This window comes from Mucilaginibacter sp. P2_D11 (assembly GCF_056404435.1).
Genome location: NZ_JBFUEA010000001.1, coordinates 79,837 through 105,172, shown reverse-complemented (window position 1 = coordinate 105,172; position 25,336 = coordinate 79,837). Strand labels below are relative to the sequence as shown.

The 25,336-nt window shown below is 48.7% G+C and carries 14 protein-coding genes; 5 read left to right on the top strand and 9 right to left on the bottom strand.

Annotation, left to right across the window (positions count from 1 at the left end):
* The first annotated feature begins 38 nt into the window (after positions 1-38).
* Entirely contained in the window at positions 39-932 is an 894-nt protein-coding gene (locus AC1DXC_RS00370; protein ID WP_477457137.1) for a metallophosphoesterase family protein, read from the top strand.
* Positions 933-1,117: 185 nt separating this feature from the next.
* On the opposite strand, the gene AC1DXC_RS00365 is transcribed toward AC1DXC_RS00370, so the two are convergent.
* The 5 genes from AC1DXC_RS00365 to AC1DXC_RS00345 form a co-directional block, all read right to left on the bottom strand.
* Positions 1,118-3,181, bottom strand: coding sequence for a beta-L-arabinofuranosidase domain-containing protein (locus tag AC1DXC_RS00365; protein ID WP_477457136.1), 2,064 nt, complete (start codon positions 3,179-3,181; stop codon positions 1,118-1,120).
* Positions 3,182-3,192: 11 nt separating this feature from the next.
* Complete coding sequence (locus tag AC1DXC_RS00360; protein WP_477457135.1) at positions 3,193-5,028, bottom strand: glycoside hydrolase family 2 protein; 1,836 nt, start codon at positions 5,026-5,028, stop codon at positions 3,193-3,195.
* Positions 5,029-5,126: 98 nt separating this feature from the next.
* Positions 5,127-5,831, bottom strand: a complete 705-nt coding sequence (locus tag AC1DXC_RS00355) for a DUF3823 domain-containing protein (RefSeq protein ID WP_477457134.1) — start codon at positions 5,829-5,831, stop codon at positions 5,127-5,129.
* Positions 5,832-5,851: 20 nt separating this feature from the next.
* Positions 5,852-7,741 carry a RagB/SusD family nutrient uptake outer membrane protein gene (locus tag AC1DXC_RS00350; protein ID WP_477457133.1) on the bottom strand — a complete coding sequence of 630 codons (1,890 nt, stop codon included), beginning with the start codon at positions 7,739-7,741 and terminating at the stop codon, positions 5,852-5,854.
* A 23-nt stretch (positions 7,742-7,764) separates the two neighbouring features.
* A complete protein-coding gene (locus tag AC1DXC_RS00345; RefSeq protein WP_477457132.1) occupies positions 7,765-10,986 on the bottom strand; it encodes a SusC/RagA family TonB-linked outer membrane protein in 3,222 nt (1,073 codons plus the stop codon).
* A gap of 194 nt (positions 10,987-11,180) precedes the next feature.
* Here AC1DXC_RS00345 and AC1DXC_RS00340 point away from each other — a divergent pair, with 194 nt between their 5' ends.
* The gene (locus AC1DXC_RS00340) at positions 11,181-15,170 is read left to right on the top strand and encodes a hybrid sensor histidine kinase/response regulator transcription factor (protein ID WP_477457130.1); all 3,990 of its coding nucleotides are present in this window, start codon (positions 11,181-11,183) and stop codon (positions 15,168-15,170) included.
* A 318-nt stretch (positions 15,171-15,488) separates the two neighbouring features.
* Complete coding sequence (locus AC1DXC_RS00335) at positions 15,489-15,632, top strand: hypothetical protein (RefSeq protein WP_477457129.1); 144 nt, start codon at positions 15,489-15,491, stop codon at positions 15,630-15,632.
* 141 nt (positions 15,633-15,773) lie between these two features.
* Here the strand turns inward: AC1DXC_RS00335 and AC1DXC_RS00330 are convergent, their stop codons facing one another.
* Positions 15,774-17,093, bottom strand: a complete 1,320-nt coding sequence (locus AC1DXC_RS00330) for a vanadium-dependent haloperoxidase (protein WP_477457128.1) — start codon at positions 17,091-17,093, stop codon at positions 15,774-15,776.
* A gap of 269 nt (positions 17,094-17,362) precedes the next feature.
* Here AC1DXC_RS00330 and AC1DXC_RS00325 point away from each other — a divergent pair, with 269 nt between their 5' ends.
* Both AC1DXC_RS00325 and AC1DXC_RS00320 read left to right on the top strand, forming a co-directional pair.
* Complete coding sequence (locus AC1DXC_RS00325; RefSeq protein WP_477457127.1) at positions 17,363-20,923, top strand: VCBS repeat-containing protein; 3,561 nt, start codon at positions 17,363-17,365, stop codon at positions 20,921-20,923.
* Between the two features lie 63 nt (positions 20,924-20,986).
* Positions 20,987-22,798 carry a glycoside hydrolase family 2 protein gene (locus AC1DXC_RS00320; RefSeq protein WP_477457126.1) on the top strand — a complete coding sequence of 604 codons (1,812 nt, stop codon included), beginning with the start codon at positions 20,987-20,989 and terminating at the stop codon, positions 22,796-22,798.
* A gap of 51 nt (positions 22,799-22,849) precedes the next feature.
* Here AC1DXC_RS00320 and AC1DXC_RS00315 read toward each other — a convergent pair whose 3' ends face one another.
* From AC1DXC_RS00315 to AC1DXC_RS00305, 3 genes are all read right to left on the bottom strand, one after another.
* Positions 22,850-23,260 carry a VOC family protein gene (locus AC1DXC_RS00315; protein WP_477457125.1) on the bottom strand — a complete coding sequence of 137 codons (411 nt, stop codon included), beginning with the start codon at positions 23,258-23,260 and terminating at the stop codon, positions 22,850-22,852.
* A 208-nt stretch (positions 23,261-23,468) separates the two neighbouring features.
* A complete protein-coding gene (locus tag AC1DXC_RS00310; protein ID WP_477457124.1) occupies positions 23,469-24,446 on the bottom strand; it encodes a metallophosphoesterase in 978 nt (325 codons plus the stop codon).
* A gap of 31 nt (positions 24,447-24,477) precedes the next feature.
* Entirely contained in the window at positions 24,478-25,302 is an 825-nt protein-coding gene (locus tag AC1DXC_RS00305) for a tyrosine-protein phosphatase (RefSeq protein ID WP_477457123.1), read from the bottom strand.
* Positions 25,303-25,336: the final 34 nt, after the last annotated feature.

The window sequence follows — 25,336 nt, the reverse complement described above, 5'->3', positions numbered from 1 at the left end:
ATAAATGGTCCCTCGCAATTAAAACAAGCTTCGCTTTTGTGTCGGCTATTATCTTAAGTTTTTCTTATTCTGCAATTGCACAAACAAAAAGCCCGACAATTACTTTCACCAGCGACACGCAGGCTCCATTGTTTATTGAGCGGATCATCCGTAAAACAGGTCATAACGAAAAGGCGACTGAAATGATCTTTAAAGACGTGGTGGCTCGACAACCCACAAGTCTGTTTATACTGGGCGACGTAGTATCATTGGGTGACAAAAACGCCAAATGGAAAAATATCGATCGGTATCTCCAATGGTGCGCTAAAGCTAATATACCCGTCTACGCTACCTTAGGAAATCATGAGCTGATGTGGTCCCCGAAGAAAGGCAAGCAAAAATTTCAGGCCAGGTTCCCTATGCATAGCCCCGTTGGCTACTTTGAAATTTCAGATTCTATAGCGGTCATTCTTTTGAACTCAAATTTTAGTCATATGACCTCTGAAGAAATCACGCAACAAGACGACTGGTACCATAAGACCATAAAAGAGTTTGATGATGACCCGGCAATAAAATTCATTATTGTGGGCTGCCATCACTCGCCCTATACAAATAGTAAAGTTGTAGCGCCTTCTTTGCCGGTACAGACAAAATTTGTTCCGGAATTTATTAATTCAAAAAAGGCTGTTTTGTTTCTTTCCGGGCACTCACACAATTTTGAGCAATTTAAAGTGGAGGGTAAGTGTTTTTTGGTGATTGGAGGAGGTGGGGGTGTACATCAGCCTTTAAATACTAAAAACCAGTCTACTTATGATCTTTCCCCTAATTACAAGCCTATGTTTCATTACCTGGAAGTGAAAAGATATAAGGACTCGCTAACCGTAATATCGCGACGGCTTAAACCAGACTTCTCGGGATTTGAAAATGGTTTGACATTCAATGTGGCGCTATAATTTGGATAATAATTGATCAGAAACGGTGCAACTCTGCCCCATTGTCCCCACTTGTGACCCGCATGCAAGGTTGCCAAGTACAGGTAACAGATATTCCCATACCAGAGGTCACCCCCACCAAAAACAAAACCCCGCACCACTATCAAATGGCGCAGGGTCTGTCCTCTTTATCAAAAAATACGAATCTATTTCACTACCGGGAATGCGGATATCCTTAGCCTTGCGCCGCCCATGGGCACCAAAGTTAGTTGGGTTGCGGGCTGGCTGTTTACTACCGGGCTTTGCGGCAGTACGCTGCATAGGCCGTATTGATCTATCGTCCATCCGGGGATTTGTTTGCCGGTGGCTACCAGTTGTATGGGTGCGCCGGCGTTGGTGAAGGGGTTGTTGTCCTTCGGCCAGGCACGGGTGATTATCTTGAACGATTTTGCAGGATCCTTCTCATCCAGTAGCAGGCCGTAGTTCCAGGCGGATGCAGGGTGTATCTCATACGATGGCCATTTGTTTGGGTCGGCACCGGCTTGCCAGCGCGAATCGCCTATGGCGGTCTTCTTGCTGTCTTCCTGTATGTATTTCTCGTCTATTTTTAGCGAATAAGTAAGTGGGCCATAGTTCACGCTTACGCTGTTTTTGTTTTTGGTCCAATCGCGTACCTGTATCTGCATAGGTAGTTGCAGGGTTACTACATCGCCGTTTTTCCAGGTTTTAGCCAGCCTGATGTAGTCGCCATTTGCATTAGCCACCTTTACGGGTATACCGTTTACCTTTACAGTTGCTCCTTTGCTCCATGCCGGTACACGTAAATATAGCGGGAAAGCAACTGCTTTACCCGTGTTTACCCTAAAGCTTATCATATCCCTAAACGGGTATTTGGTGGTTTCGGTAAGGGTTACCTGCGTGCCCTTGCCAACTTTCGCGCTCACCTGGCCTTCGGTGTAAAGCTGTGCAGCCAGGCCGTTATCGGGCGTAGCCATCCAACTATTTTCGGCATAGTAAACCCAGCCTGCGGCGTGGTTATGCTGGCAGCAGCGGCTGCTGAAAGGGTTCATCATTAAAAACGGACCGTTATTATCTATACCCGGGCTATGGTTTTTGCCATCGCTCAGCACCATGTTGGGGGCGGTTAAATACCTTAACGATTTATAATCGGGCATAAACGCTGCCGAAAAAGTGTTGAAAGCCACATCCTCGCAGTTCTCGGCCCAAAAGCTATCGCCGGTGATGCCCAGCAGCATCTGGTCTGAGGTCATCTGCTCTACCATTCCACAGGTTTCTACCGCCTGGCGCGGGTCGTCGTAGCCTTTGCGGGCATTCTCATCGGCACCGAACATGCCGCCGGGTACCTGCCCGTATATGGAACGGATGAGCTTGAAGTCATTATATGTTGCCGCCAAATCCTGTGGGTTGTTGCTCAGCAAATAGTATTGCGCGGGTTCGCGGAAGCATTGCGCTACGTTTACGTTGTGCCAGTTGGGCAGGTTGCCGGCCTGGCGCCAGTTGGCGGTGTTCTTATCCAGTTTGGTCACCAAATCCAGCAAAAACTTATCACCGGTGCGGTTGTACAGCCAGTACACGCTGGAGATATTATCGCCACCACGGCTGTTTTCCCAATAATCTTCCAGCAGTTTATTATCGGGCAGGGCTAGCTGAAACTGGAAGTATTTGGTCATGAAAGGGATAACGCGTGGGTCCTCGCTGTACTCGTAGTACGATTGCAGGCACCAAAGCATGGGCATGTTTGTCCACAGGTCGCGGTTACCGTTATGCTCAATCGACGGCCCGAAATCGCCGTTATCGCGCTGATTATTCAGCACGGCATCTATCCAGAATTTGGCCTCGGCAATCATCTTTTTATCGCCCAGCATATAGCCAATATTGGCATAGCCTTTAAGCCAGTAAGGCAGTTCCTCCCAACCGTATTCGCCTTTGCCCTCTTTATTGAGCCAGGCGTTATTGGTTTTTGATAGCCATATGCTTATCTCGCCCAGGTTGCCGGTGAGGCCGTCGCGCTGCAGTTCCAGCGCTTTCTTCAGCCAGCCGCCTGCTTTGATGCTGCCCACCGGTAGCTTTACGAAGTAGGCATTTTGCAAAGGCGCGCGGTTGCTTACGTAGCTGGCGTTTATGGCACCATTATCGATTTTTTTAAGCACCGTGGCTTTAACGGACTGGGCCGGGGATGTCTCCATCCTGGCCCAGCTTAGCAATAGCGATAAACCAATAAGTTTACCTGTATAATTTAAATACTTCATCCAATCAGATTTTATTTGGCCAAATCGGGGTTATACAGCTTGATGTTTTCCGCGTGCAGTTTCTCTACAGGCATCTTGATGAATTTCCTGTCGTAAGTAATAAAGCCGTTCACCTCGCCTTCCACATCGGTAGTTTGCGTGTACACGGCTGCGGATAAGCCAAGCTTTATCAGTTCCTGCAAGCGATTGGTAAAAGTTACGTATTTCTTGAACACATCCTCGCCATTCTTAAAGTTTTGGTAGCCCCAGTTTTTGTTCGATTGCCAGTTGTGGCCATCTACCGGCCAGCCCAAACCGCCGAACTCGCCCAATACCACAGCCCTTGTTTTGCCAAACAAAGCCGGGTCGGGCATGGCCGGGCTGGGGTAGTTATGCAAATCTACAATATGCCCGGTAGTATAAAAGTTACCGCCGCTTGCGCTGTTTACCAAACGCGATGGGTCGTTCTTCATCGTCCAATCACTTATCTCCACGGTTTTGAACTGGCCCCAAGCCTCGTTGAACGGAGTCCACACCACGATGCTCGGGAAGTTGTGCAGGGCTTTCATAATGGCTGCCCACTCTTTGCGGTAATAGCCTTCAGATTCGGCTGTGCGAGCTTTATCTGTTGCCCTGTCCAAAACGCCGGGGCGGTTTTCCCAGCCGTTGCCCAGGTCGCCGCTTGGCATATCCTGCCAAAGCAGCATGCCCGTTTTATCACAGTAGGTATAGTAGCGGGCGGGCTCTACCTTAATGTGCTTGCGTATCATATTAAAGCCCATGGCCTTCAGCTGATCAATATCGTATATCATAGCTTCTTCGGTTGGGGCAGTGTACAATCCATCGGGCCACCAACCCTGGTCGAGCGGACCATACTGGAACACGAATTTATCGTTCAGCATCATGCGCTGTATCCCATTGGCATCAGGCGCCAATGATATCTTGCGCATAGCAAAATAGCTTTTCACCTCATCCACGGCCTTGTTGTTGCGGATTACGGCAACCTTCAAATCGTACAGGAAGGGCGTTGTGGTCGACCATAGCTTAGGGTCCTTAATGTTCAACACAGCAGTAGCATTTGCGTCTACCGTTTGCTCGTCAACAACCGTGCTGCCGTCTAATGCGGTTATCTTCAGTTTGTCGCCGGGCTGTGCATTGGCCACCTCGGCAGATATAGTGAGTGTCTTATCGTCTATGTTAGGGGTTTGTTTGGTGGCAGCTATGTGGGTACGTGCTACGCCTTCCAGCCAAACGGTTTGCCAAATGCCGGTAACCGGCGTGTACCAAATGCCCTCAGGTTTTTTTACCTGCTTGCCGCGCGGTTGGGGGCCATCATCTGTAGGGTCCCAAACGCTGATGGTGATATCTTGCTTGCCTCCTTTTAAATAAGGCGTAATGTTGAAAGAGAATGGATCGAAGCCGCCCTCGTGCGTGCCTACGCTTTTGCCGTTAATGAAAACTTCGGTACGCCAGTCTACCGCGCCGAAATGCAGCAATACATCTTTGCCCTTAAGGGCCTTGTTTAGGGTGATGCTGGTTTTATACCACAGCATGCTATCCTTACCAACGGTTTTGCCCACGCCCGATAAGGCCGACTCTACCGCGAAGGGTACTAAAATCTTACCTGAGTAAGCCGTGGGTGTTTGTGCTTTGGGTACAATGGTATAGTTCCATAAGCCGTTGAGGTTTTGCCAGTTGCCTCTTACCATTTGCGGCCTTGGGTACTCGGGCAGGGGTGCCTTGGGGTCTACTTTATCGGCCCATGGCGTAGTAATGTGGTCTTTTATCAGGTGCCAATCGCCTGTTTGGGCGTTGACCTGCAAATAGGCAGACAATAAAAGAGACAAACAAAGTGTAATTTTCTTCATCGTTTTGAAGCAGTATATATAAACAGATTTTTTTGGAGAATGAAGGGGCAGGAAAAAAGGGGCCGCTTCCGCAGAAAGCGGCCCCTGGGTAGTTCATGTTAGAACGTTACTTTAGCAACGGGCGAGAATACCATATCCTCTACCCCTGCTATCTTGATGCCTATACGGGCAAAAACATAGTTTTGGGTAGGCACTATGGCAGGCACGGCCACGCTCAGGCTGATGTTGTTTAAGCTTGGCAGCGCGCCCCCATCTACACTGGTTTGGGCGATATTATAATCGCCGTTGCCCGACACGAACTGGGTTTTGTTGACGTACAGCGTTACGCGCTCGATATTCTTAGCGTTGGCATCGGTAACGATTTTGGCGATGTTGAAGGTAGCGTTTACGTTGCTGCCTGCCTTGGTAAATACGGGCTGGCGCACTAGGTAAAACGGCAATACTTCAATATCTAACGTTTGGTTGCCGGTGAGGCTTACAGCAAGGGTATCGCGTTTGCCTGCCGAAACTTCTTTCCATAAAAACGGGCCCTGGTTAGCAGAAATAGTAAATTTATAGTTGCCGGCAAATGTTAATACAGAGTATCCCCCATCCTGATCGAAGGTACCATTGATAGGGCCCGATAAACCGAACCCGGGTTGGTATAATTGAAAAGGCACCTGGTTAAACTCTACATTCACTTGCTCGCCCTGGTACACCAGATGCCCGCTCAGCTTTACCGAGGGTGCATCGTAGTTGTCCTTTTTGCAACCGGTGGCTGCAAAGAGGAGCGCGATGATGATATAATGAAACTTTATTTTCATGATTCTTAAATTGAATTTGGCTATTGATTTGGTTGTCTTACGATTTTAGGGTTGGCCGATATAATACCGTCGCCTATCTGTGAATAATAATTACCCAACTGGAACCTGTTAGCGCCGGTAACCGATGCCGGCTTGGTTTCTTTAAATATCCATTTGCCGCTGTTAGGGTTGCCCGGGTTAAAGTATTTGTAAGGCCACAAGCCAAATGGCTGGGTGTTGCGTTTGCGCGCATCGCCTATGTTGCTAACCAGGTCGGCAACGGTCATTTGGTTACCATCCCATACTACATTGGCAAGTCGCCAGCGTTTCATATCGAACAAGGTATGGCCCTCAAATACCAACTCTACGCGGCGCTCATGTACGATCCTGTCGAACGTGATCTGGCCAACAGTAAGCGGTGTAGTGAAGCCTGCACGGGCACGCACCTGGTTAATGTAACCGGCTGCAGTGGCCACATCGCCAAGTTCAAAAGATGCTTCGGCTGCGTTCAATAATACTTCGGCATAACGGTAACGGATAAAGTTAACATCGCTACCACGGCCACGACGGCCCGAGCCAACGGTTGGATCGAGGTACTTACGCACGTAGAAACCCGTTTGCGTACGGAACTCGCCGCCGTTTACGATACCATCTTTACCAACAACCTGTATAGATGTACCTAAGCCTGGCACGTCCCTGGTTTGGGTAGCGTCGCCGCTGGCAATTACGGTACCATCAGCTAGCTGATACCCTGCAAAAACTTCGGTACGTTTGCCTTTAAACAAACCATTAGGTAAAAGCACAGTACCTGCAAGTCTTGCATCACGGCCTGCAAAAGCATCGAGCTGATCTGTATAATAAATAGGAGCGCCGCCTGCCGTTTTAGTTGCTATTGGTGCATAGGTATTATCCAGCAATTCGTAAGATTCTACCAGGTTCAGCGATGGGTTTAAGCGGCCGGCATCCAAACCTTCGTCTGATATCGAAAAAGGCTGGTTGTTTGTTGTAAACCCGTGGGTTTTACCGCCGTTTGCCTTAAAGTCTTCCACGAAGATGCTTTCCGAGCTGTTTTTATCCAGGAAAAGGTTGGCGTAGTTATCGCTCAGATCGGGCAATTGCTTGTACAAAGAGTAGTTGCCGCCGGTAATAATTTCCTGCGCAGCAGCAAGTGCCTTGGTGTAATAAGCGGTAGCCATTGACGATGGTATGCCTACTTCGCCACCGGTTAAAGTTACCTGCGGGGTAGTTACACCATACTTGGCAATAGATGCTGCGTATAATGCAGCCCTGGCTTCCATAGCTAAAGCGGCGCCTTTAGTGGCCCTTGATTTATCATTAATGCCTGAATCAAACAAGCCTTTTATGGCTTCCGCTTCGCTGATAACGAAATCGTAAACTTCAGACTCTTTGTTACGTGGCTTTTGCAGCACCGCAACGTTGCCCGAGAAATCGTAATCCAAGGGTTCGGTAATCAGCGGCACGCCGCCCATTCTCTTCACCATCTCAAAATAATAGCTGGCACGCAAAAACCTGCCTTCGGCTATAAATTGATTCTTTTGCGCATCGGTAAGCGCGGTTGAAGCGGTTGCACGCTGTATGAACAAGTTTAGCTCGCGTATATAGGTATAATCCCAGGTGCCCCACTCGCCGTAACCCCAGCCTGTGCGCTGCACAAAATAAGAGCTTCCGTTTTCTGAAGGGAACGCTTCGCTGAAATCTACGAATGATGCCCAGCCATTATCCAGGCCCGAAAAATCTAAGTAACGGTTATAAAGGTCGCCCAGGATGGATAACACGAGGTTAGGATCGGAGAACGCTACATTGGCATCAACAACGGCTTTGGGCGGTACTTCCAAAAAGTCGCTGTCTTTTCGGCACGAGCCCGTAATTAACAGGCCGGCGCACATTAATATGATAGATATTTTTTTCATGTGTTTGAAACTTAAGGGATTAATTAAAAAGTTAAATTAACACCGAAGTTGACAACTTTACTTTGAGGGAACTGAAGGCCGTTATCGTCCGTGGTCTCCGGATCAACACCGTACGATTTCAGGTTATCGAACGATAGCAGATTGTAACCATTAACATACACCCTCGCTTTTTTCATTTTCACTTTGGCAAGCCATGCAGTTGGCAACGAGTAACCTAATTCAATAGTCCTGGCCCTCAGGTATTTTACATTGTGCAGCCAAAACGACGAGTTACGCTGTCCGTTCAACTCGTAGCTCGAGTAGCTCGAACCCGGGTTAATCCTGGTTGCAGGGTATTTGCCCGGTATCCACGCGCTGTTCAGGTCGTACATATCTGCACGGTGCCACCTGTCGGCAAAAATGTTGTTGAAGTTACCGTTGTTTTGGAACGCCCAGCGTGTTTCCCAGTTCTGGAACCAGGTATAACCGGCACCTCCCGAGAAATCGGCATGGAAATCGAACCCTTTGTAAGCAGCACCAATAGAAAAACCAAAGTTGATGTTAGGCTGTTTTCCATAGCCGAAACCGATAGGCCTTTCATCGTATTGGTCAATCCTGCCATCGCCGTTTTGATCCTTGTACTTCAGGTCGCCCGGCAATAACGATTTGTTACCCCGGTTATCGTTGTTGATGCTGTAGTTATTGATTTCTTCCTGCGAAGTGAACTGGCCGATAACTTCATACCCCCAGTCGATATTGGCATATCGGTTGGTAACCGCGTTACGGTACTGATCCAGGGAGTTATTGAACAAGGGGTTGTAAACATCCAGCGTTTTTGCACGGCTATAGGAGAAAGTGCCACCGATGTTGTAGTTAACTTCGCCGGCCCTGCCGTTATAATTAAGCGCCAGATCGAAACCCGACTGCGCATCGCTGTTCAGATTTTCGAGTGGTAAGGAGTAACCTACTTCAGCTGGCAATACCACATCGTTCCTGCGATCGAGTAAGCCGGTACGTTTACGGTAGAAGTAATCTACCGAACCCGACAACTTGCTGTTAAGGAGCGTAAAATCTAACCCGATATCGGTAATCTTACTTTTCAGCCAGGAGATATTGGTTGTAACCAAGCCTTTATCTGCCGATGTTACCAGCGGGTTACCGCCAATAATGGCCGTACCGGTGTTATAGTTATAACCGGGCAGGTATGCATATGCCGGCACGATGGAGTTGCCCGCATTGTTAGGGTCGCGGTCATCGCCCAATACGGCGTAAGATGCACGTAGTTTTAGATCATTCAGGATGCTGTGATCACCTAAAAGTTTTTTAACGAAACCTTCCTGGGTAATCCTCCATCCTACTGATGCGCCGGGGAAGTAACCTACGCGTTTATCAGGGGCAAACAGGTAAGATGCATCGCGCCTGGCCGAAGCCTCCAGGTAGTATTTATTATCGTAGTTGTAGTTAATACGGCCAATGTAACCTATACGGGTTTCCTTATTGTCGCTATCCTCATACCTGTCGGCAGTTGGGAAATAAATCAACGGCAGGTTGTTAGATACCGGCGAGGCGTGTATCCAGTTGCGCAGGTGCTGCAACTCTATACGCTCAGAAACCAATGTGGCAGCCAATGAATTTTTGCCGAAGGTGTTGATGTAATTCAACTGCAACTGTTGGGTTTTAGCAAACTCCTTGCGCTGCTCGCGCTCGCGCCATGGGTTGGTACTACCACCGGTAACATCGTAAGTATCGGTAGCAGGCCTGTAGGTGTAAGCGTTATAGGTGTACTCCTGGTTATTTAGCAGGTAATCTGCAACGTAGTAGGAGTACAAGCCTTTAGCGGTTAAGCCTTTAATGCCCGGTATCTGGTACTCTGCACCAAAGTTGGTTTGCAGTACGCGCCAGTCGCTATGGTAAACGCCCGATAATTTCTTGTTCAGGAAAGCGTAGTTGCTCTCGGTGTGGCCTATATCGTTCAGGTAATCGGGGTTATCGTTGGCGTAAGGGCGCTCAAGCGGTGTATTCCTCAATACCGCAAATTTGGCCAAAAAGTAGTCATCGCCACCCGGGACGCCCGGGTTTTCGCGGGTTTCTACACGGCCATTGATGTTTAAGTTAACCTTTAAGCCGTTAGCCACTTTCAGCGATACGTTCGACTGGATGTTTGAACGGTCGAACTTATACTCTTTACCCAACTGCGAAGACTGGTGTAAGTTTGTAGCCGATACGTAGTAGTTAACCCTATCGGTAGAACCCGTAAAGTTGGCATTAACCGAGTTAAGAGGTGCATTGTTGTTTTGGCCCAATACATAGTCGCGCCAGTCAAAGCTGCGGTAAGCTGGGTCGGTGCCTGCTTTATATTTGTCCAATTCGGCCTGGGTAATGGTAGTATTACCATTCATGTTCATTTCACCCTCAGCCTTGTAGTACATGTAATCGTAAGATGTTCTGGCTACATCAGGGAAGCGGTAGAAGTTTTGGAAGCCCTGGTAAGCATCAATGTTTACACGGCCTTCGCCACTGCCCTTTTTGGTAGTTACCACCACAACGCCGTTTGCAGCGCGCACACCGTAGATAGCTGCCGAACCGTCCTTAAGTACCGAGATGCTCTCGATATCGTTTTGTGCAAGGTTGTTAAACTGGCCTTCGTCCTGCTGTATCCCGTCGATAACGTACAGCGGCGTACCCATGTTACGTATTTGGATGCTGGCGCTTGCTCCCGGGCGGCCTTCCGACTGCCTGAATGTTACGCCGGGGATTTTACCCGCCAGCGCGGTGCTCACCGTAGAACCGCCGTGTACGCGATCGATATCCTTAGCAGTTATGCTGGAGATAGCGCCTGTAAGCGATTCTTTCTTCTGGCTGCCGTAACCCGTTACCACAACTTCCTGCAAAGCGGTGTTGGTTGACTTAAGCCTTACGTTGAAATTGGTTTGGCCGTTCAGCGGTACCTCCTGGCTGGCAAAGCCCACGTAGGTAAATACCAATACGCTGGCTGCCGAGGGGGCGTTGAGGCTAAACTTACCATTAACATCGGTAGTTGTACCAATTGCGGTGCCGCGAAATTTAACGGCAACGCCCGGCAGCGTTACGCCGGTGCTGTCTGTTACCGTACCGGTAACTTTTACCTGCTGCGCAAACGCACTGCCCGATAAAAGCACGCCGATGATAACAGCACACAATACGATTAATGATTTGGGGTACCGCAGGCCGTACAGCCAATGCGTACGCACGTACCCCTCCTGTGTGGGGAGTAAAGTTTTTCTCATAAGGGTGTAATTATTGTTGGTTAAATAGTTTATCTAAATGGGCAAGAGCACCCGCTTTAAATTAAGTTCAAAGAAAAAGCTTTTATTACGCGGCAATTAATCAAATCATATCAATAGTTGGTCGAAATGTATCAAAGTACTTTTGGCCTAAAACCGCTGTGCCAATTGCCTATATTTGTCTTAACCCAACTGATTTGAAACCTGTTTATCTACTTTGTTTATTGCTTTGGCTGCCGGTATTTTGCGGCGCGCAAACCTATTATTTTAAGCACTACCAGGTGGAGCAAGGCTTATCAAATAATACCGTTTATGCCACCATACAGGATAAAAGCGGCTTTTTGTGGCTCGGTACCAAAGATGGGCTCAACCGGTTCGACGGCTACGTTTTTAAAACCTTCAGGCACGATGCCACCAACCCAAAAACCATTTCCAATAACATGGTGCACTGCCTTAGCCCCGATAAGGATGGCAGCTTATGGATAGGTACAGACCAGGGTGTTGATCACTACGACGCCGAATCGGAAACTTTTTCGCACCTCAACATCGGCGGTTTCGATGGCGTTCGCTGCATCGTTCAGGATGCTTACGATAATTGCTGGTTTATAGCCGGGCCGGCGCTGATGAAGTATGATAAGAAAACAAAAAAGATAACCAACTACCGGCCCTACCAAACCTTCGAGGCAACATCCATCGTTTTCAACAACGGCGACCTTTGGCTATCAACCACCAGCGGCGAGCTGAAAAAACTCAATCACTCCAGCCGCACGTTTACCAGCTTCGATATGTTTGGGCATTCCGGCCGGGCAACATCCCATTATATCGAAAAGATATTCGGCGCGGGCAACAACAAGATTTTTGTGGGCACCACCAACCAGGGCTTTAAAGAGTTTGATTGCATAAGCGGCCAGTACCGCGATATGCTCATCTACAACCCGGATAAAACAGAGGTGTACGTGCGCGATTTTGTAAAGTATAACGAAAACGAGTATTGGCTGGCTACCGAATCGGGCGTGTTTATTTATAATGTAAGTGCCGGCACCTTTACCAATATCAAAAAACATTACAACGACCCCTACTCCCTATCGGATAACGCCATTTACACACTGCATAAAGATATTGAAGGCGGCGTTTGGGCGGGCACCTACTTTGGCGGCGTAAATTATTACCCCAAACAGCATTCCCTGTTCAATAAATACTATCCGGGCGAAAAAAACACGCTGCAGGGCAATGTTGTGCGCGAGATATGCAAAGACATGTATGGCAACCTGTGGATGGGTACCGAGGATAACGGCCTCAACAAGCTATCGCCCGATAAAACCACCTGGACGCATTACTACCCGGGCGTATCTAACGGTATCAGCAATACCAACATACATGGCCTGCTGCCCGATGGCAAATACCTGTACATCGGCACTTTCGAGCGCGGGCTGAACGTGTTCAACATACAAACGGGCAAGGTAGAAAAGATATTTGTGGCCGGGGCGGCAAAAAATGCGCTTAAAAGCAACTTTATCGTGGGCTTTCTAAAAACGCGCTCGGGTATTATACTGGTAGGTACTACACATGGCTTATACCGCTTTAACACCGCCCAAAATGATTTTACGCTGATAGACCGGATACCGCCCGGAGATTTCATCTACTCTATGCTCGAAGACCATAACGGCAAAATTTGGGTGGGCACCGTTAGGGACGGCATTTATTGCTACGACATCAAAAACAATACCAGCCGCAAGCTTGTCGATACCTACAAGGTAAAAAACGCGCTGAAGGTTTCTATCATCAACGGCATTTTTGAAGATAGCGACAACAACCTTTGGTTTGCCACCGATGGGCTGGGCTTGTGGAAGTACGATACCGGCAAGCAATCCTTCAAATATTATGACTCTAACAACGGCCTGCCCAGCAACTACATATTTAAGATGCTGGAAGACGAGGACAAGAACCTTTGGGTAAGTACCACCGGTGGGCTGGTTTCTTTAAACCTGGGCAACGGTAGCACAAAAGTTTATACCAAGGCCAACGGGCTATTGACCGATCAGTTCAATTACAACTCGGCCTTTAAAGATACCGACGGTACCATGTACTTTGGCTGCGTGCGCGGCATGATCAGTTTCAACCCAGCGCATTTTACGCGTAACGATTTTGTGGCCCCGGTTTATATTACCGGTTTCCAGGTACACAACAAGGAAATATCTGTTAACGGGCCCGATTCTTTGCTTAAGCAATCCGTAATATCCTCCAAAGGCATCCAGCTCAACCACGATCAATCTTCTTTCAGTATCGATTTTGCTTCGCTTAGCTACCCCGCGCCGGAGATGACCCAATATATGTATATGATGAAGGGGCTGGATAAGGGTTGGATACATCTGAAAACCAACCGCAAGGTTTACTTTACCCAACTGGCGCCCGGGCATTATACCTTCATTGTAAAAGCCGCCAACAACAACGGCATCTGGACCAATAAAGAAACCACCTTCGAAATAGACATTGCCCCGCCCTTCTGGAAGAGCGTTTGGGCCTATATATTTTACACCCTGGTGTTCGTCTTCAGCATTTATTACCTTTTCAGGGCCTACCACCGCAACGTGAGGCGAACAAACGAACGCCTGATAGAACTACTGGAAAACGATAAGGAGAAAGAGCTTTACAACGCCAAAATCGAGTTTTTCACCAACGTTGCCCATGAGATACGTACCCCGCTTACGCTGATAAAGGGCCCCATGGAAAAGGTGATGAAAAAAGCCGACCAGGTGCCCGAGATACTAGGCAACCTGAAAATAATGGAGCGCAATACCAACCGCCTGCTCGATCTGACGAATCAGTTGCTCGATTTCAGAAAAACGGAGACCAACGGGTTCAGCCTCAACTTCGTAAAAACGGATATTACCGAATTACTGGCCGATACCTGCCAGCAGTTTAAGCCCATGGCCGAGCAAAAAAACCTGCAGTACGAATTAAAACAGCCCGGCACGCCACTGTACGCCTATGTAGATATGGAGGCTTTTACCAAAATCATCAGCAACCTCATCAATAATGCCATTAAATACGCCGATTCGGCAGTGGAGATACTGCTGCCCGAGCACGACGAGCGCGACCCATCATTTATGCTGATCATCAAAAACGATGGCTACCTGATACCGACGGAACTGCGCGAAAGGATATTCGAGCCCTTCTTCCGGATGAAGGAATCTGAGAAGCAAACAGGCACAGGCATAGGCCTTTCCTTATCGCGCTCGCTTACCGAGTTGCATAAAGGTTCGCTTTTTTTGAAGGAACCTGCCGATAATTTTAATACTTTCACATTAGTATTACCAATTCACCAGGATAAAGAATTCGATTTCCAGAACACACCTGATAACTATGAAAACCATGGCGTGGTAAATCACGACGATAATTTTGACTTTATGAAACCGATAATACTTTTGGTAGACGACAACCCCGAGATATTGGATTTTGTTGCCAACGAACTGAGCGAAAAGTACGCAGTGATAAAAGCCCTGAACGGGCAGGAAGCGCTTGATATGATCGATATCGAGAATATACAGCTCATCATTTCTGATGTGATGATGCCCGTGATAGATGGCTTTGAGCTGTGCAAACGCGTAAAAACCAATTTCGACCATAGCCATATCCCTATCATTTTGCTTACGGCCAAAAACACCCTGCAAAGCAAGATAGAAGGCCTGGAGGTAGGTGCAGATGCGTATATAGAAAAACCCTTCTCGCCCGAGCATTTGCAGGTGCAGATAGCAAACCTGCTCATCAACCGCAATAAGATAAAAGATTACTTTGCCAGTTCGCCATTGGCCCATATCAAAACCATGGCCTACTCAAAGCCCGATGAAAGCTTTTTGGATAAGCTGAATGCCGTGATCTATAAGAATATCCAAAATGCCGACCTGGACGTGGAGCACATTGCCAACTTCATGAATATGAGCAAGCCCACCCTGTACCGCAAGGTGAAAGCCATATCAAACCTTACCATAAACGAACTCATCAATATCACCCGCCTAAAGGCAGCAGCTAAGTTGCTGGAAGAAGGCGATTACAAGATATACGAGGTGGCCAATATGGTGGGTTACAGTTCGCAATCGCACCTAGGGCGCAACTTTTTGAAACAGTTCGGTACCACCCCTACCGAATACCAGCATAACAAAAAGGCAGCAAAGGTGAAAAGTTTTTAACCTCCAACGTCATGCTGAATTTATTTCAGCACCCCACACGGCAGGTATAAAGTATGCAAAGCGGCTTTGCATTTGGCTACTTTTATGATGGGGTCTTGAAACAAGTTCAAGATGACGGTTACGATCTCACGTCATGCCGAACTTGTTTCGGTACCCCACACGGCAGGCTCAACGGCATGCAAATCGGCTAAGCATTTTGGCTACTTTTATGATGGGTCTTGAAACAAGTTCAAGATGACGGTTAAATTTTGACAGTTACCTATAATGCCATTCCCCCGAAATTAGCACCTGGAAAAAGCTGGAAACCTATAGCTGAAATTGTACAAAAAGCTGGAAAAAACTAGAAATTTTGGAGCCGTTTTACACCAAAAAGGGCCAAAAAAGCTGCCTGAGCATTGCATAAAAACTGCCCTAAAAACAAAGAAAATCACCGAAAAAGCACAGAAAAACGCAGATTTTTAACGGTAATTACCGGTATTGCCGGCAACATACAGCAACATTTTCTGACTTAAAAAACTATAAAAAGAAACCTGGAAACATGTGTTGCAACACCAATTACTTCCTCGTCTTAACGCCGTTGCTGGTGTTGTCACCATCAACTCCCTACTTCCGCGTCTTCAATTTACTCAGTGCAAACTCCCCTATTCTGCGGCCCTCATCTACCCCATTTACTATAGATGGCATATAGTGGATACCCCCGTAAAACCGGCTGATAGATGCCTCTGCAGCGGCTGCCTTGAACGAGGGGAAGGTCCGCGCCGGGATATCAAACTGCACCTCGGTAGAATCGGTAAAGGCCATGTTATCTCCAAATAGTTTGCCCAGCACCACCGCCGATGCATTGGATACCACGCTGTGCCCGCTGGTATATTCGGGGAAGGGCGGGGTTTGAAGCAGGGGCGCCCAACGCTGGTCGATGTATTGGTTGATATAGGTTTCGGGGCGTATTACTTTGCTTTTGTATTTCTCGTCCCAGCAATTGATAAAGCCATCGGCAATGGTTACGGCCAGCCAGGCATAAGTTTCGGCACTGCGCACGTAGTCGGCCTTGTTTTGGCGACAAACTTCGGCGGCAATATTGATCCAATGCCCTCCGGGCGATATCTTCTTGATGGCAAACATGGTGTGCCCGTTGTTATTCACCTTGAAGGGGTTATCGTCCCAAAAGGTGGCCGTGGCGGTTTGCTGTGGCGTTAAGTGCAGGCCGGTATCGCGCACGGCCAGAGCCAGTTTGTAAAAATAGCTATCGGGCTTAGTAGAAAAGGTCACCGCTTTGGCCGGCTTAAACTGCTGCGCCGAATCGAGCAAAAAGGGCCGTATCTCGTTCCAATGCGGCTCTACGCCTTTCATATAGGCTGGTGGGGTGGGTTTCCAGGTGGCATCGTCGGTCTGCACGTCGTATTTGGAGAGGGAACGCGTATGCTTGTAATTATCTTTCCCGGCCCATTTCAGTATCCTGTCGGCAATGAGCTTGCCGTACTGTATCGAGTTATCGTAAACGTCATCGGGCATGCCGGTTTCTTTGAATTCGGCCATCATTTGATCGTGGTAGCTTTCTATCCGCCCTTCGGACATAATCATGATTTTGCCCACCGTGAGCGCAGCGTGGGCAGCGGCAAGCGTGTAGCAATATTGCTTACCTGCCTCGGGTTTTGGCACCGAATCGAGACCATTCAGCTGGCCGGATAGCGATATATAGTCCTTATCGCCATTAACCGCGGCCTCATAAGCCGCAACGCTAACATAGGCATAAATGCGGCTGGCTACAGGTGGCGAGTAAATATCATGCACCATTACATCGGTTACCTGCCTTACCGAGCGGTGGATGAACTCCGGGTTTTCGGCAAGCTTTTGCCAGTTACTTTTGGGTTGGCAAGCGGCAAGCAAAAATATCGCCGCAAGGGCAACATATATCTTCTTCATAAACGGGTACAAATTATCAGGTTGGTTGCGGCGGGCGCAGTATTTTCAAATTGACAAGGCAAATATATACGCTTAAAGCAGCTTTAGCTGCTGCGATACGTTTCTGCTAACTTTTGAGATTATTTGACGAATAGCATCATTTAAAATACGTTTTCTTTACATTTAAATACCAATTATTTACCCGCGGCATAAGGTGTTGCCTCGCTCAAAAAGCAAGTTTAATCAGCCCTGTCGCAAATACCTTTTTTTTGATAATTATCCGTCTGTAAATGTTCACCTGCAAGCAAAACCCCTGTATAGCTTTATTGGCCACTGCGCTGTTCTTATTGGCTGCCTGCTCCCCAAAACCAGATGCCGACACCCTTTTCAAACTGTTGCCCGCCTCGCAAACGGGTATCGAATTCAAGAACACCATCACCGAGAGCGATAGCCTCAACATACTCAACCACCCCTACCTGTACAACGGTGCGGGCGTAGGCATAGGCGACTTTAACCGCGACGGCAAGGCCGACGTTTATTTTGCCGGCAACATGGTATCCGGTAAGTTGTTCATCAATAAAGGCGCTTTAACTTTTAAAGATGCAACCGCCGCTGCGGGCGTTGGCGGCAACGGGCAATGGTGTACCGGCGTATCGGTAATCGACATTAACAACGATGGCTGGTTGGATATTTACGTTTGCGCTTCCTTCAAAAACGACCCTGCCCAGCGCAAGAATATGCTGTTCATCAACCAGGGCATCGGCAAGGATAGCATCCCCACCTTCAAAGAATCGGCCGAAGCCTATGGCTTGCAGGATACCGGCTACAGCACGCAGGCGATATTTTTCGATTACGACCATGACGGTTGGCTGGATATGTACCTGCTCACCAACTTTTTGGGTAAGGATACCCCCGTTGCCTATCGCCCTAAACTTAACGATGGCAGTGCCGTGAATAACGACCGCCTGTACCACAACAATGGCAACGGCACCTTCAGCAATGTTACCAAACAGGCGGGCATCCTGCTGGAGGGCTTTGGCAACTCGGTCTCCGTAACCGATATCAACAACGATGGCTGGCCGGATATCTATGTGGGCAACGATTTCATTTCTAACGATATCCTGTACATCAACAACAAAAACGGCACGTTTACCAACCGCTCGTCGGAGTATTTCAAGCACACGGGCTGGAGTGTAATGGGCTCAGACATGGTAGATATCAACAACGATGGCATGGCCGATTTGATTTCTTTGGAAATGCTGCCCGAGGAAAACTTGCGCAAAAAAACCATGCTGGTGGGCGATAATTACATCACCTATATCAACAACGCTAAGTATAAATACGACCACCAATACATCCGCAACGTTTTACAATTGAACCAGGGGCAATTGCCCGGAGGACATCCGCAGTTTAGCGAAGTGGCCTATATGGCGGGCGTTTACCAAACCGACTGGAGCTGGACGCCGCTGGTGACCGATTTCGATAACGATGGCTACCGCGATATGGTGATAACCAACGGTTACCCTCGCGATGTGACGGATTTGGACCATGCCCTTTATACCAACGACCAGGGTCGCACCGTAAAAGAAAACACTACGCTTGCCGCTGCAGATTCCTTCCCGGTGGTAAAAACGGCCAGCTACGCGTTCCGCAACAGGGGCGGCTATATGTTCAACGACCAATCGAAAGACTGGGGGATAACCAAACCTACTTTCTCTACCGGCGGCGTATATGCCGATTTGGATAACGATGGCGACATGGACCTGGTAATAAACAACATCAACGATGATGCCTTCGTTTACGAGAACACCCTCAACAGCAAAACCCATGTCGATAAAGCCCACAATTACCTGAAAGTTGCGCTGGAGGGCGACGATAAAAACAAGGGCGGCATCGGGGCGACTATCCGTATATACTACCAGGGCAAGCAGCAATTTTACGACCAGCAGCCCTGTCGTGGTTACATGAGTACCGTTGATGCGCTGGCGCATTTCGGGCTGGGCGGGGCTAGTAATGTCGATTCCCTGCGTATCCGCTGGGCCGACGGAAAAACGCAATTGCTTACCAATATTAAAACCAACCAGGTAGTAAAACTGCAGTATAAAAACAGCGCGGGTAATTACCCGCCGGGCATACCAGCCCTCAGCAGTCCTATCTTCAGACCTATTAATGCCGAGCTGGGCATCAACTTTACCCACCAGGAAAAAGATGCTATCGATTACAATATCCAGCCAACACTGCCGCACAAGTTAAGCCAATACGGCCCATGCATAGCCGTTGGCGATATCGACAAAAATGGCTTCGATGATTTTTACGTGGGCGGTTCGGCCGGCAATAAGGGCGTGTTTTTTATGCAAAGCGCAAACGGGCATTTCACCATGGATAACAAACGCTTCCTGAACGAGGAGTTTAAAGAGGAAGAGGATATGGGCGCCATATTGTTCGATGCCAACGGCGACGGCAACCTGGATTTGTACGTGGTGAGCGGCAGTTTCGAGTTCCCAAAGGGCCACACCACCGCGCAGGACAGGCTGTACATCAACAATGGCAAAGGCCAATTCGAGCGCGATTACGCGGCCATACCGGTAGAATATGATAACGGATCCTGCGTGCGCGCTGCGGACTATGATGGCGATGGCGATTTGGATTTGTTTGTTGGCGGGCGTTCGGTTTCGGGCGCCTATCCAACCTCGCCGGCCAGTCATATCCTGCAAAACAACCATGGCGTATTTACCGATGTTACCGCACAGTTATGCCCCGAATTAGCCCACGGCGGCATGATAACCGACGCCCTTTGGAGCGATTTCAATAACGACGGCAAGATAGATTTGGTTGTAGTCGGCGAATGGATGCCAATCACCTTTTACCAAAATACCGGCAGCGGCTTCAGCAATGCTAATGCGGCATCGGGCATCAGCAGCCATGTCGGTTGGTGGAACAGCATCGTAGCAGGCGATTTCAATAAGGACGGCAAGACGGATTACATTGCCGGTAACCTGGGTCAAAACTCCAATTACAAGGCATCCGCAACGCAGCCCATGAGCATCATTGGCAAAGATGTGGATGGCAATGGTTCCTTCGATGCCATGATTTTCTGCTACATGAAAGCGGAGGATGGCACGCAGAAAGCCTTCCCCATGCACACCCGCGACGACCTCATTAGCCAGGTAATCGGCATCCGCAAAAAGTATCCGACTTATAAAGGCTTCGGCCGGGCCACCATGCAGGATCTCTGGAGCACACAGGATAAAGAAGGCGCGCTGGAGCTCACTGCAACCGACATGAATACCAGCTACATCCAAAACCGGGGCGGCGGCAAATTCAGCATATCGGCTATGCCTTTAGCCGCCCAGATGGCCCCGGTTTATGGCATGGTAGCCGAGGATGTAGACCTTGACGGTAACCTCGACTTACTGATGAGCGGCAATGATTTCGGCATGGAACCCTTCACCGGCAGGCACGATGCGTTTATGGGCCTGTATCTAAAAGGCAACGGCAAAGGCGGCTTTGTACCTGTTGATATGCCAAAAAGCGGCATATGCATCAATGGCGACGGCAAAGCGATGGCCACCATAGCATCCGGAAATAAGCAATTGTTTATTGCCACCCAAAACCAGGGAAGCCTGCAGGTTTATCAAACAGCCGGCAACCAACAAGCAAAATGGTTGAAGCTGAACCCGGGAGATTTCTGCGCGGATATCACTTATAAAAATGGAACAAGGCAAAAGGTGGAGTTCTATTATGGCTCCACCTACCTATCTCAATCGTCCCGTGCATTTAAATTGGACCCGGGTGTGGCTAAAGCAATTATTACCGCATTAGACGGCAAGAAACGAGAAATTACAAACTAAACGGAAGCACACAATCGGGTAATCGCTTGGTTTCCCGGTTTTTGTTAACACCATCTACCCTAAATGAAAGTTACCAAAAAATTGTTGCCTGGCCTGCTGGCTCTGGCCCTAAGCTGCTCAACGGCAATTGCGCAAGTTGCCCAACTACCTACCAAATGGACCGATCAGGCCATGAAGGCCGAAGTTCCCCTGTCCGAATACCCGCGCCCGCAATTACAACGCGAGGAGTGGCTATGCCTCAACGGCAAATGGGATTACCTCGGCGGCAAAGGCGCACCAAATGCTTTAAGCCCGCAAACGGCAGCATCGTTTGATCGCGTACCCGGCAAAATATTGGTGCCCTATTGCCCGGAATCGGTACTCTCAGGCGTGCAAAGGAAACAGGAAATAAACATGTGGTACCGCCGCAGGGTTGATATACCATCTGGATGGCAGGGCAAGCAGGTTATACTGCACTTTGAAGCTGTGGACCATGATGCCACCGTCTTCGTGAACGGCAAAAAGGCAGGCAGCCATGCAGGCGGTTATGATTCATTTTGGTTCAACATCACGCCTTTCCTTAAAAAGGGAAACAACACATTAGTGGTAGCTGCATACGACCCCAATGACGGCCGCGCACCATCGGGCAAAAACGGGCCACGCGGCGATTACACTTTTAACTCCGGCATTTGGCAAAGCGTATGGCTGGAACCGGTAAGCAAATTCTATATCAAAAACATCCGCCTGTTACCCGATTTGGCGCATAACCGTTTGAAAGTATTGGTAAATACCGACGGTACCGGCAAGGTTTCCGCCGAGGCGTTGGACGGAAAGAAAGTAGTGGCGCAATTAAATTCCACAGCAGGCACTTACTTTTATTTACCGATAGACCAGCCTAAGCTTTGGACACCGGATGATCCTTTCCTATACGACTTAAAGCTTACCCTGTACGATGCAAACGGTAAACCGGTTGATGAAGTGAAAAGCTATTTCGGCATGCGCGATATTAAGCTGGGTAAAGTCAATGGCGTATTGCGCCCGCTCATCAACGGCAAATTTATGATGCAGTTAGGCTTATTAGATCAGGGCTACTGGCCAGATGGCGTGCTGACCGCTCCTACCGAGGAAGCGCTGAAGTTTGATATCGAATACACTAAAAAAGCAGGGTACAACCTCATCCGTAAACACATGAAAACCGAGCCCCATCGGTTTTATTACTGGGCGGATAAAATGGGCTTACTGGTATGGCAGGACATGCCGGCCATTTGGTACCAAAATGAAGACACCTTGAAAACGCGCAAGGTTTTCCGCCGGGAACTGCAGGCCATTATAGATGACCATTACAACTCGCCATCCATTATCACCTGGGTGCCTTTTAACGAGAACTGGGGCGCTTTCGACGTGAAGAATATTACCGATTGGGTGAAGCAGTACGACCCCTCGCGCCTGGTGAATGGCAACTCGGGGTTCAACAATAATCCCGATTACCAAAAAGCCTATGGCGACCCACTCAACGGCGATTATGTTGACACGCATATTTACGTTGGCCCCTACGGTGCCTCAAAACCCGATGGGAAACGAGCTGCCTCACTGGGCGAATTTGGCGGCGTGGGCCTGTTCGTTAGAGGGCACATGTGGCCTGTTGAAAACAACGCATATGATTATGCTGCAACCACCACCGCCCTTACCGACCGCTACGTGTTGCTCCTGAACCAGGTGGAGCAATTGATGCTATACAAAGGCCTGAGCGTCGCCATTTACACCCAAACCACCGACGTGGAGCACGAGGTAAACGGTCTCCTCACCTACGATCGGGCCATTGAAAAAATGCAAACCGACAGGATAAGGGAAGTGAACGAAGCACTGATAAGAGCAGGCTATTTGCTGAATAAGTAGGCCGTTTTGCAGCCTGCTTTAATAAACGCCAGACTTTTATCCACGAAAGTACTATGCTTTGCTTTTAAACTTTTTGATAGCCTGTGGCGTAACCGGGGTGAAGAAATTCACCAGGTTGCCTTCCGGGTCACGGAAGAGGAGTGACCTGTTTCCCCAGGGCATAGTGGTAGGCTGTTGTACCAATCCTTCGCCCAGGAAATCTGCAAGGCGGTCATAATCCAGGTCCACATCCTCAACCAAAAACTCTATAATGGCAGTGCGGTTCTGCGCAGCCTGTGCCACTGCTTCGCCGCCGAAAAATTGCAGCGTATCCGTGCCGCCGAATGCCAGTGTAGCCGATTTGGTTTGCAGCTCGGCAAAGCTATCGGTATACCATGTTGCCGGCAGGCCGGTTACGTGCTCATAAAAGCCAACCAGTTTCTTAACATCTGCGGCAATAATCCTAATTGAAACCAGGTTCATATCGTAATTTTTAGTGTACAAATAGCATGCTGAATACCGGCATTGCTTTGTATAGCAAATCTAAAAACAGCTGGTGACAACCCTATGTCAGCAGGGCTTAGCATTTTCGTCATTTTATTAAAGATAGGGTAGCATTTAAAGCAAGCAGGCGGTTATCTGCAAAGTAAATCCTTGCAAATAACCGCCCGTATAGCTTACTTAATGTCTTCTATTTACTCAACTCAGTTTCATAAAGCACCTTGCCCGAGTAATTGACGGCCTTAACCCTCAGCTTATCGGCATTGATAGAAAAATACATAAAGCCATGCTCTGATGCCTGAAACTTTGCATAGGGTATGCCGGTGGTAACCGGCGTAAGTTCAGAGCCCGCGCCGGAGATAAACTGGTGCGTAAAGCCTTCCGGCTTTAAGTGTTGCAGGGAATGGTCGTGGCCTGAGAGGTACAGGTCGGCCTTGTATTTGTTCAGCGTTTCGGTAATGGTTTTTCGCACGGTGAGCGTATCGAAGTTTTTGATGCGCGGGCCAACTGTATAGGCTGGGTGATGGCCAATTACTACCTTCCACTTTACCTCTGCCGAAGCATTTTTGAGGGTTTCATCCAGCCAGACCATCTGCTTGTCTACGTAGTCCTTTTTTTCTTCGAACAGCATCGGGTCGGTATCAATAAACACGAATAACACGGTGCCCTGTTTATGCTTGTCCAGCTTTATTTCTTTGGCGTAGTAGCGCGCGGGCATGCACCAGCGACGGCTTACTTTGCTGTAGCGTATTTGTGCATCCGGGTCGCTTAGGTAATCGTGGTTGCCCAGCACCGGGTACCAATCGCATTGCAGGGAATGCGCGGTATAGATGTTCTCGAAAGAGAAATTCCAAAGCGGGTCATGCTCGCTGATAACGCCCTTTGGGTAAAAGTTATCGCCTACGGATATCACGAAATTGTTAGGGTTTGCGGCACCCCACACACCCATTTGCTTGCCTACTTCGGTTTGGTCGTATTCGCCGTTGCGGCCCCAATCGCCAAGGGCCATAAAGTGCAGGTCGTAGCCGTCGTCATTAGCGGGGCGGGGTGCAACATCTTCGCTATCCAAATGGGTAATACCACTATCTGCCATGCCCTCCAGCGGGCCCAATAACGATACCCCCAAAGCCGTTAGCCCGGCGTTCTTCACAAAATCTCTTCGTTTCATATTAATACTGTGCTGATGTCTAAAGCTACAACTATTCCAGGTATTTGGCTTTAAGGGCAGCAAGTTGTTTGTTGTTCAGCTTCAACTGATCCTTAATAAAATTATCTACCGAGCCGTATCGCTTGTTGATGGCCGCAAAGGTAGCATCCAAATACTCTTTCTTAGCACTCAACATCGATCGGGCGGTACCTTCGTCAATATGCATCATGCCTACCATGCCTTTTACCGAGCGGTCGTTATCGGCGGTGCGGTAATAGTTGGTGGCGGTATAATCGGCCACTATGGTTTCATAGGGTACACCCAGGCTGTAAAGGAACAAGGCGGCGGCTATGCCGGTACGATCCTTACCCGCGGTGCAATGGAACACCAGGCTTTGATCGGCAGGTACGGCAAGCAGCTTATCGAAGAAGGGGCGGTAACGCTCGGTAAGGTAGCGGGTGTTGCTGTAATAAGCCGTCATGATAGAGTCGCCGCTGTTTTTAGGTGCGGCGGCAATTTGTTTCAACCAGTAGCTTAGGCTATCGCTGCCAGCCGGGCACAATACGTAATCGGTGCCGGGGTTCAGTTTATCGGGCTGCTGCTGCGATTCCTGGTGGCCGCGCAGATCAACATCGTAAGTTATTTTCTTATCGCGCAGCACAGCCAGATCGGCATCGGTAAGCCTGCTGATATCGGCACTGCGGTACACCTTGCCCCATTTAACCGTTTTGCCCGATGTGGTTTTATAACCACCCAAATCCCTGAAGTTTGCTGCGCCGTGCAGTACCACTAAGCGTTTGGCACTATCTGCAACCTGTGCCGAAGTGTTGGCGGCAAAGCCGACCAGTAAGGCTAATACTAAGGATATCTTTTTCATGTTTTTAATTAAAAAAGCAGGGGTTGCTAAATGC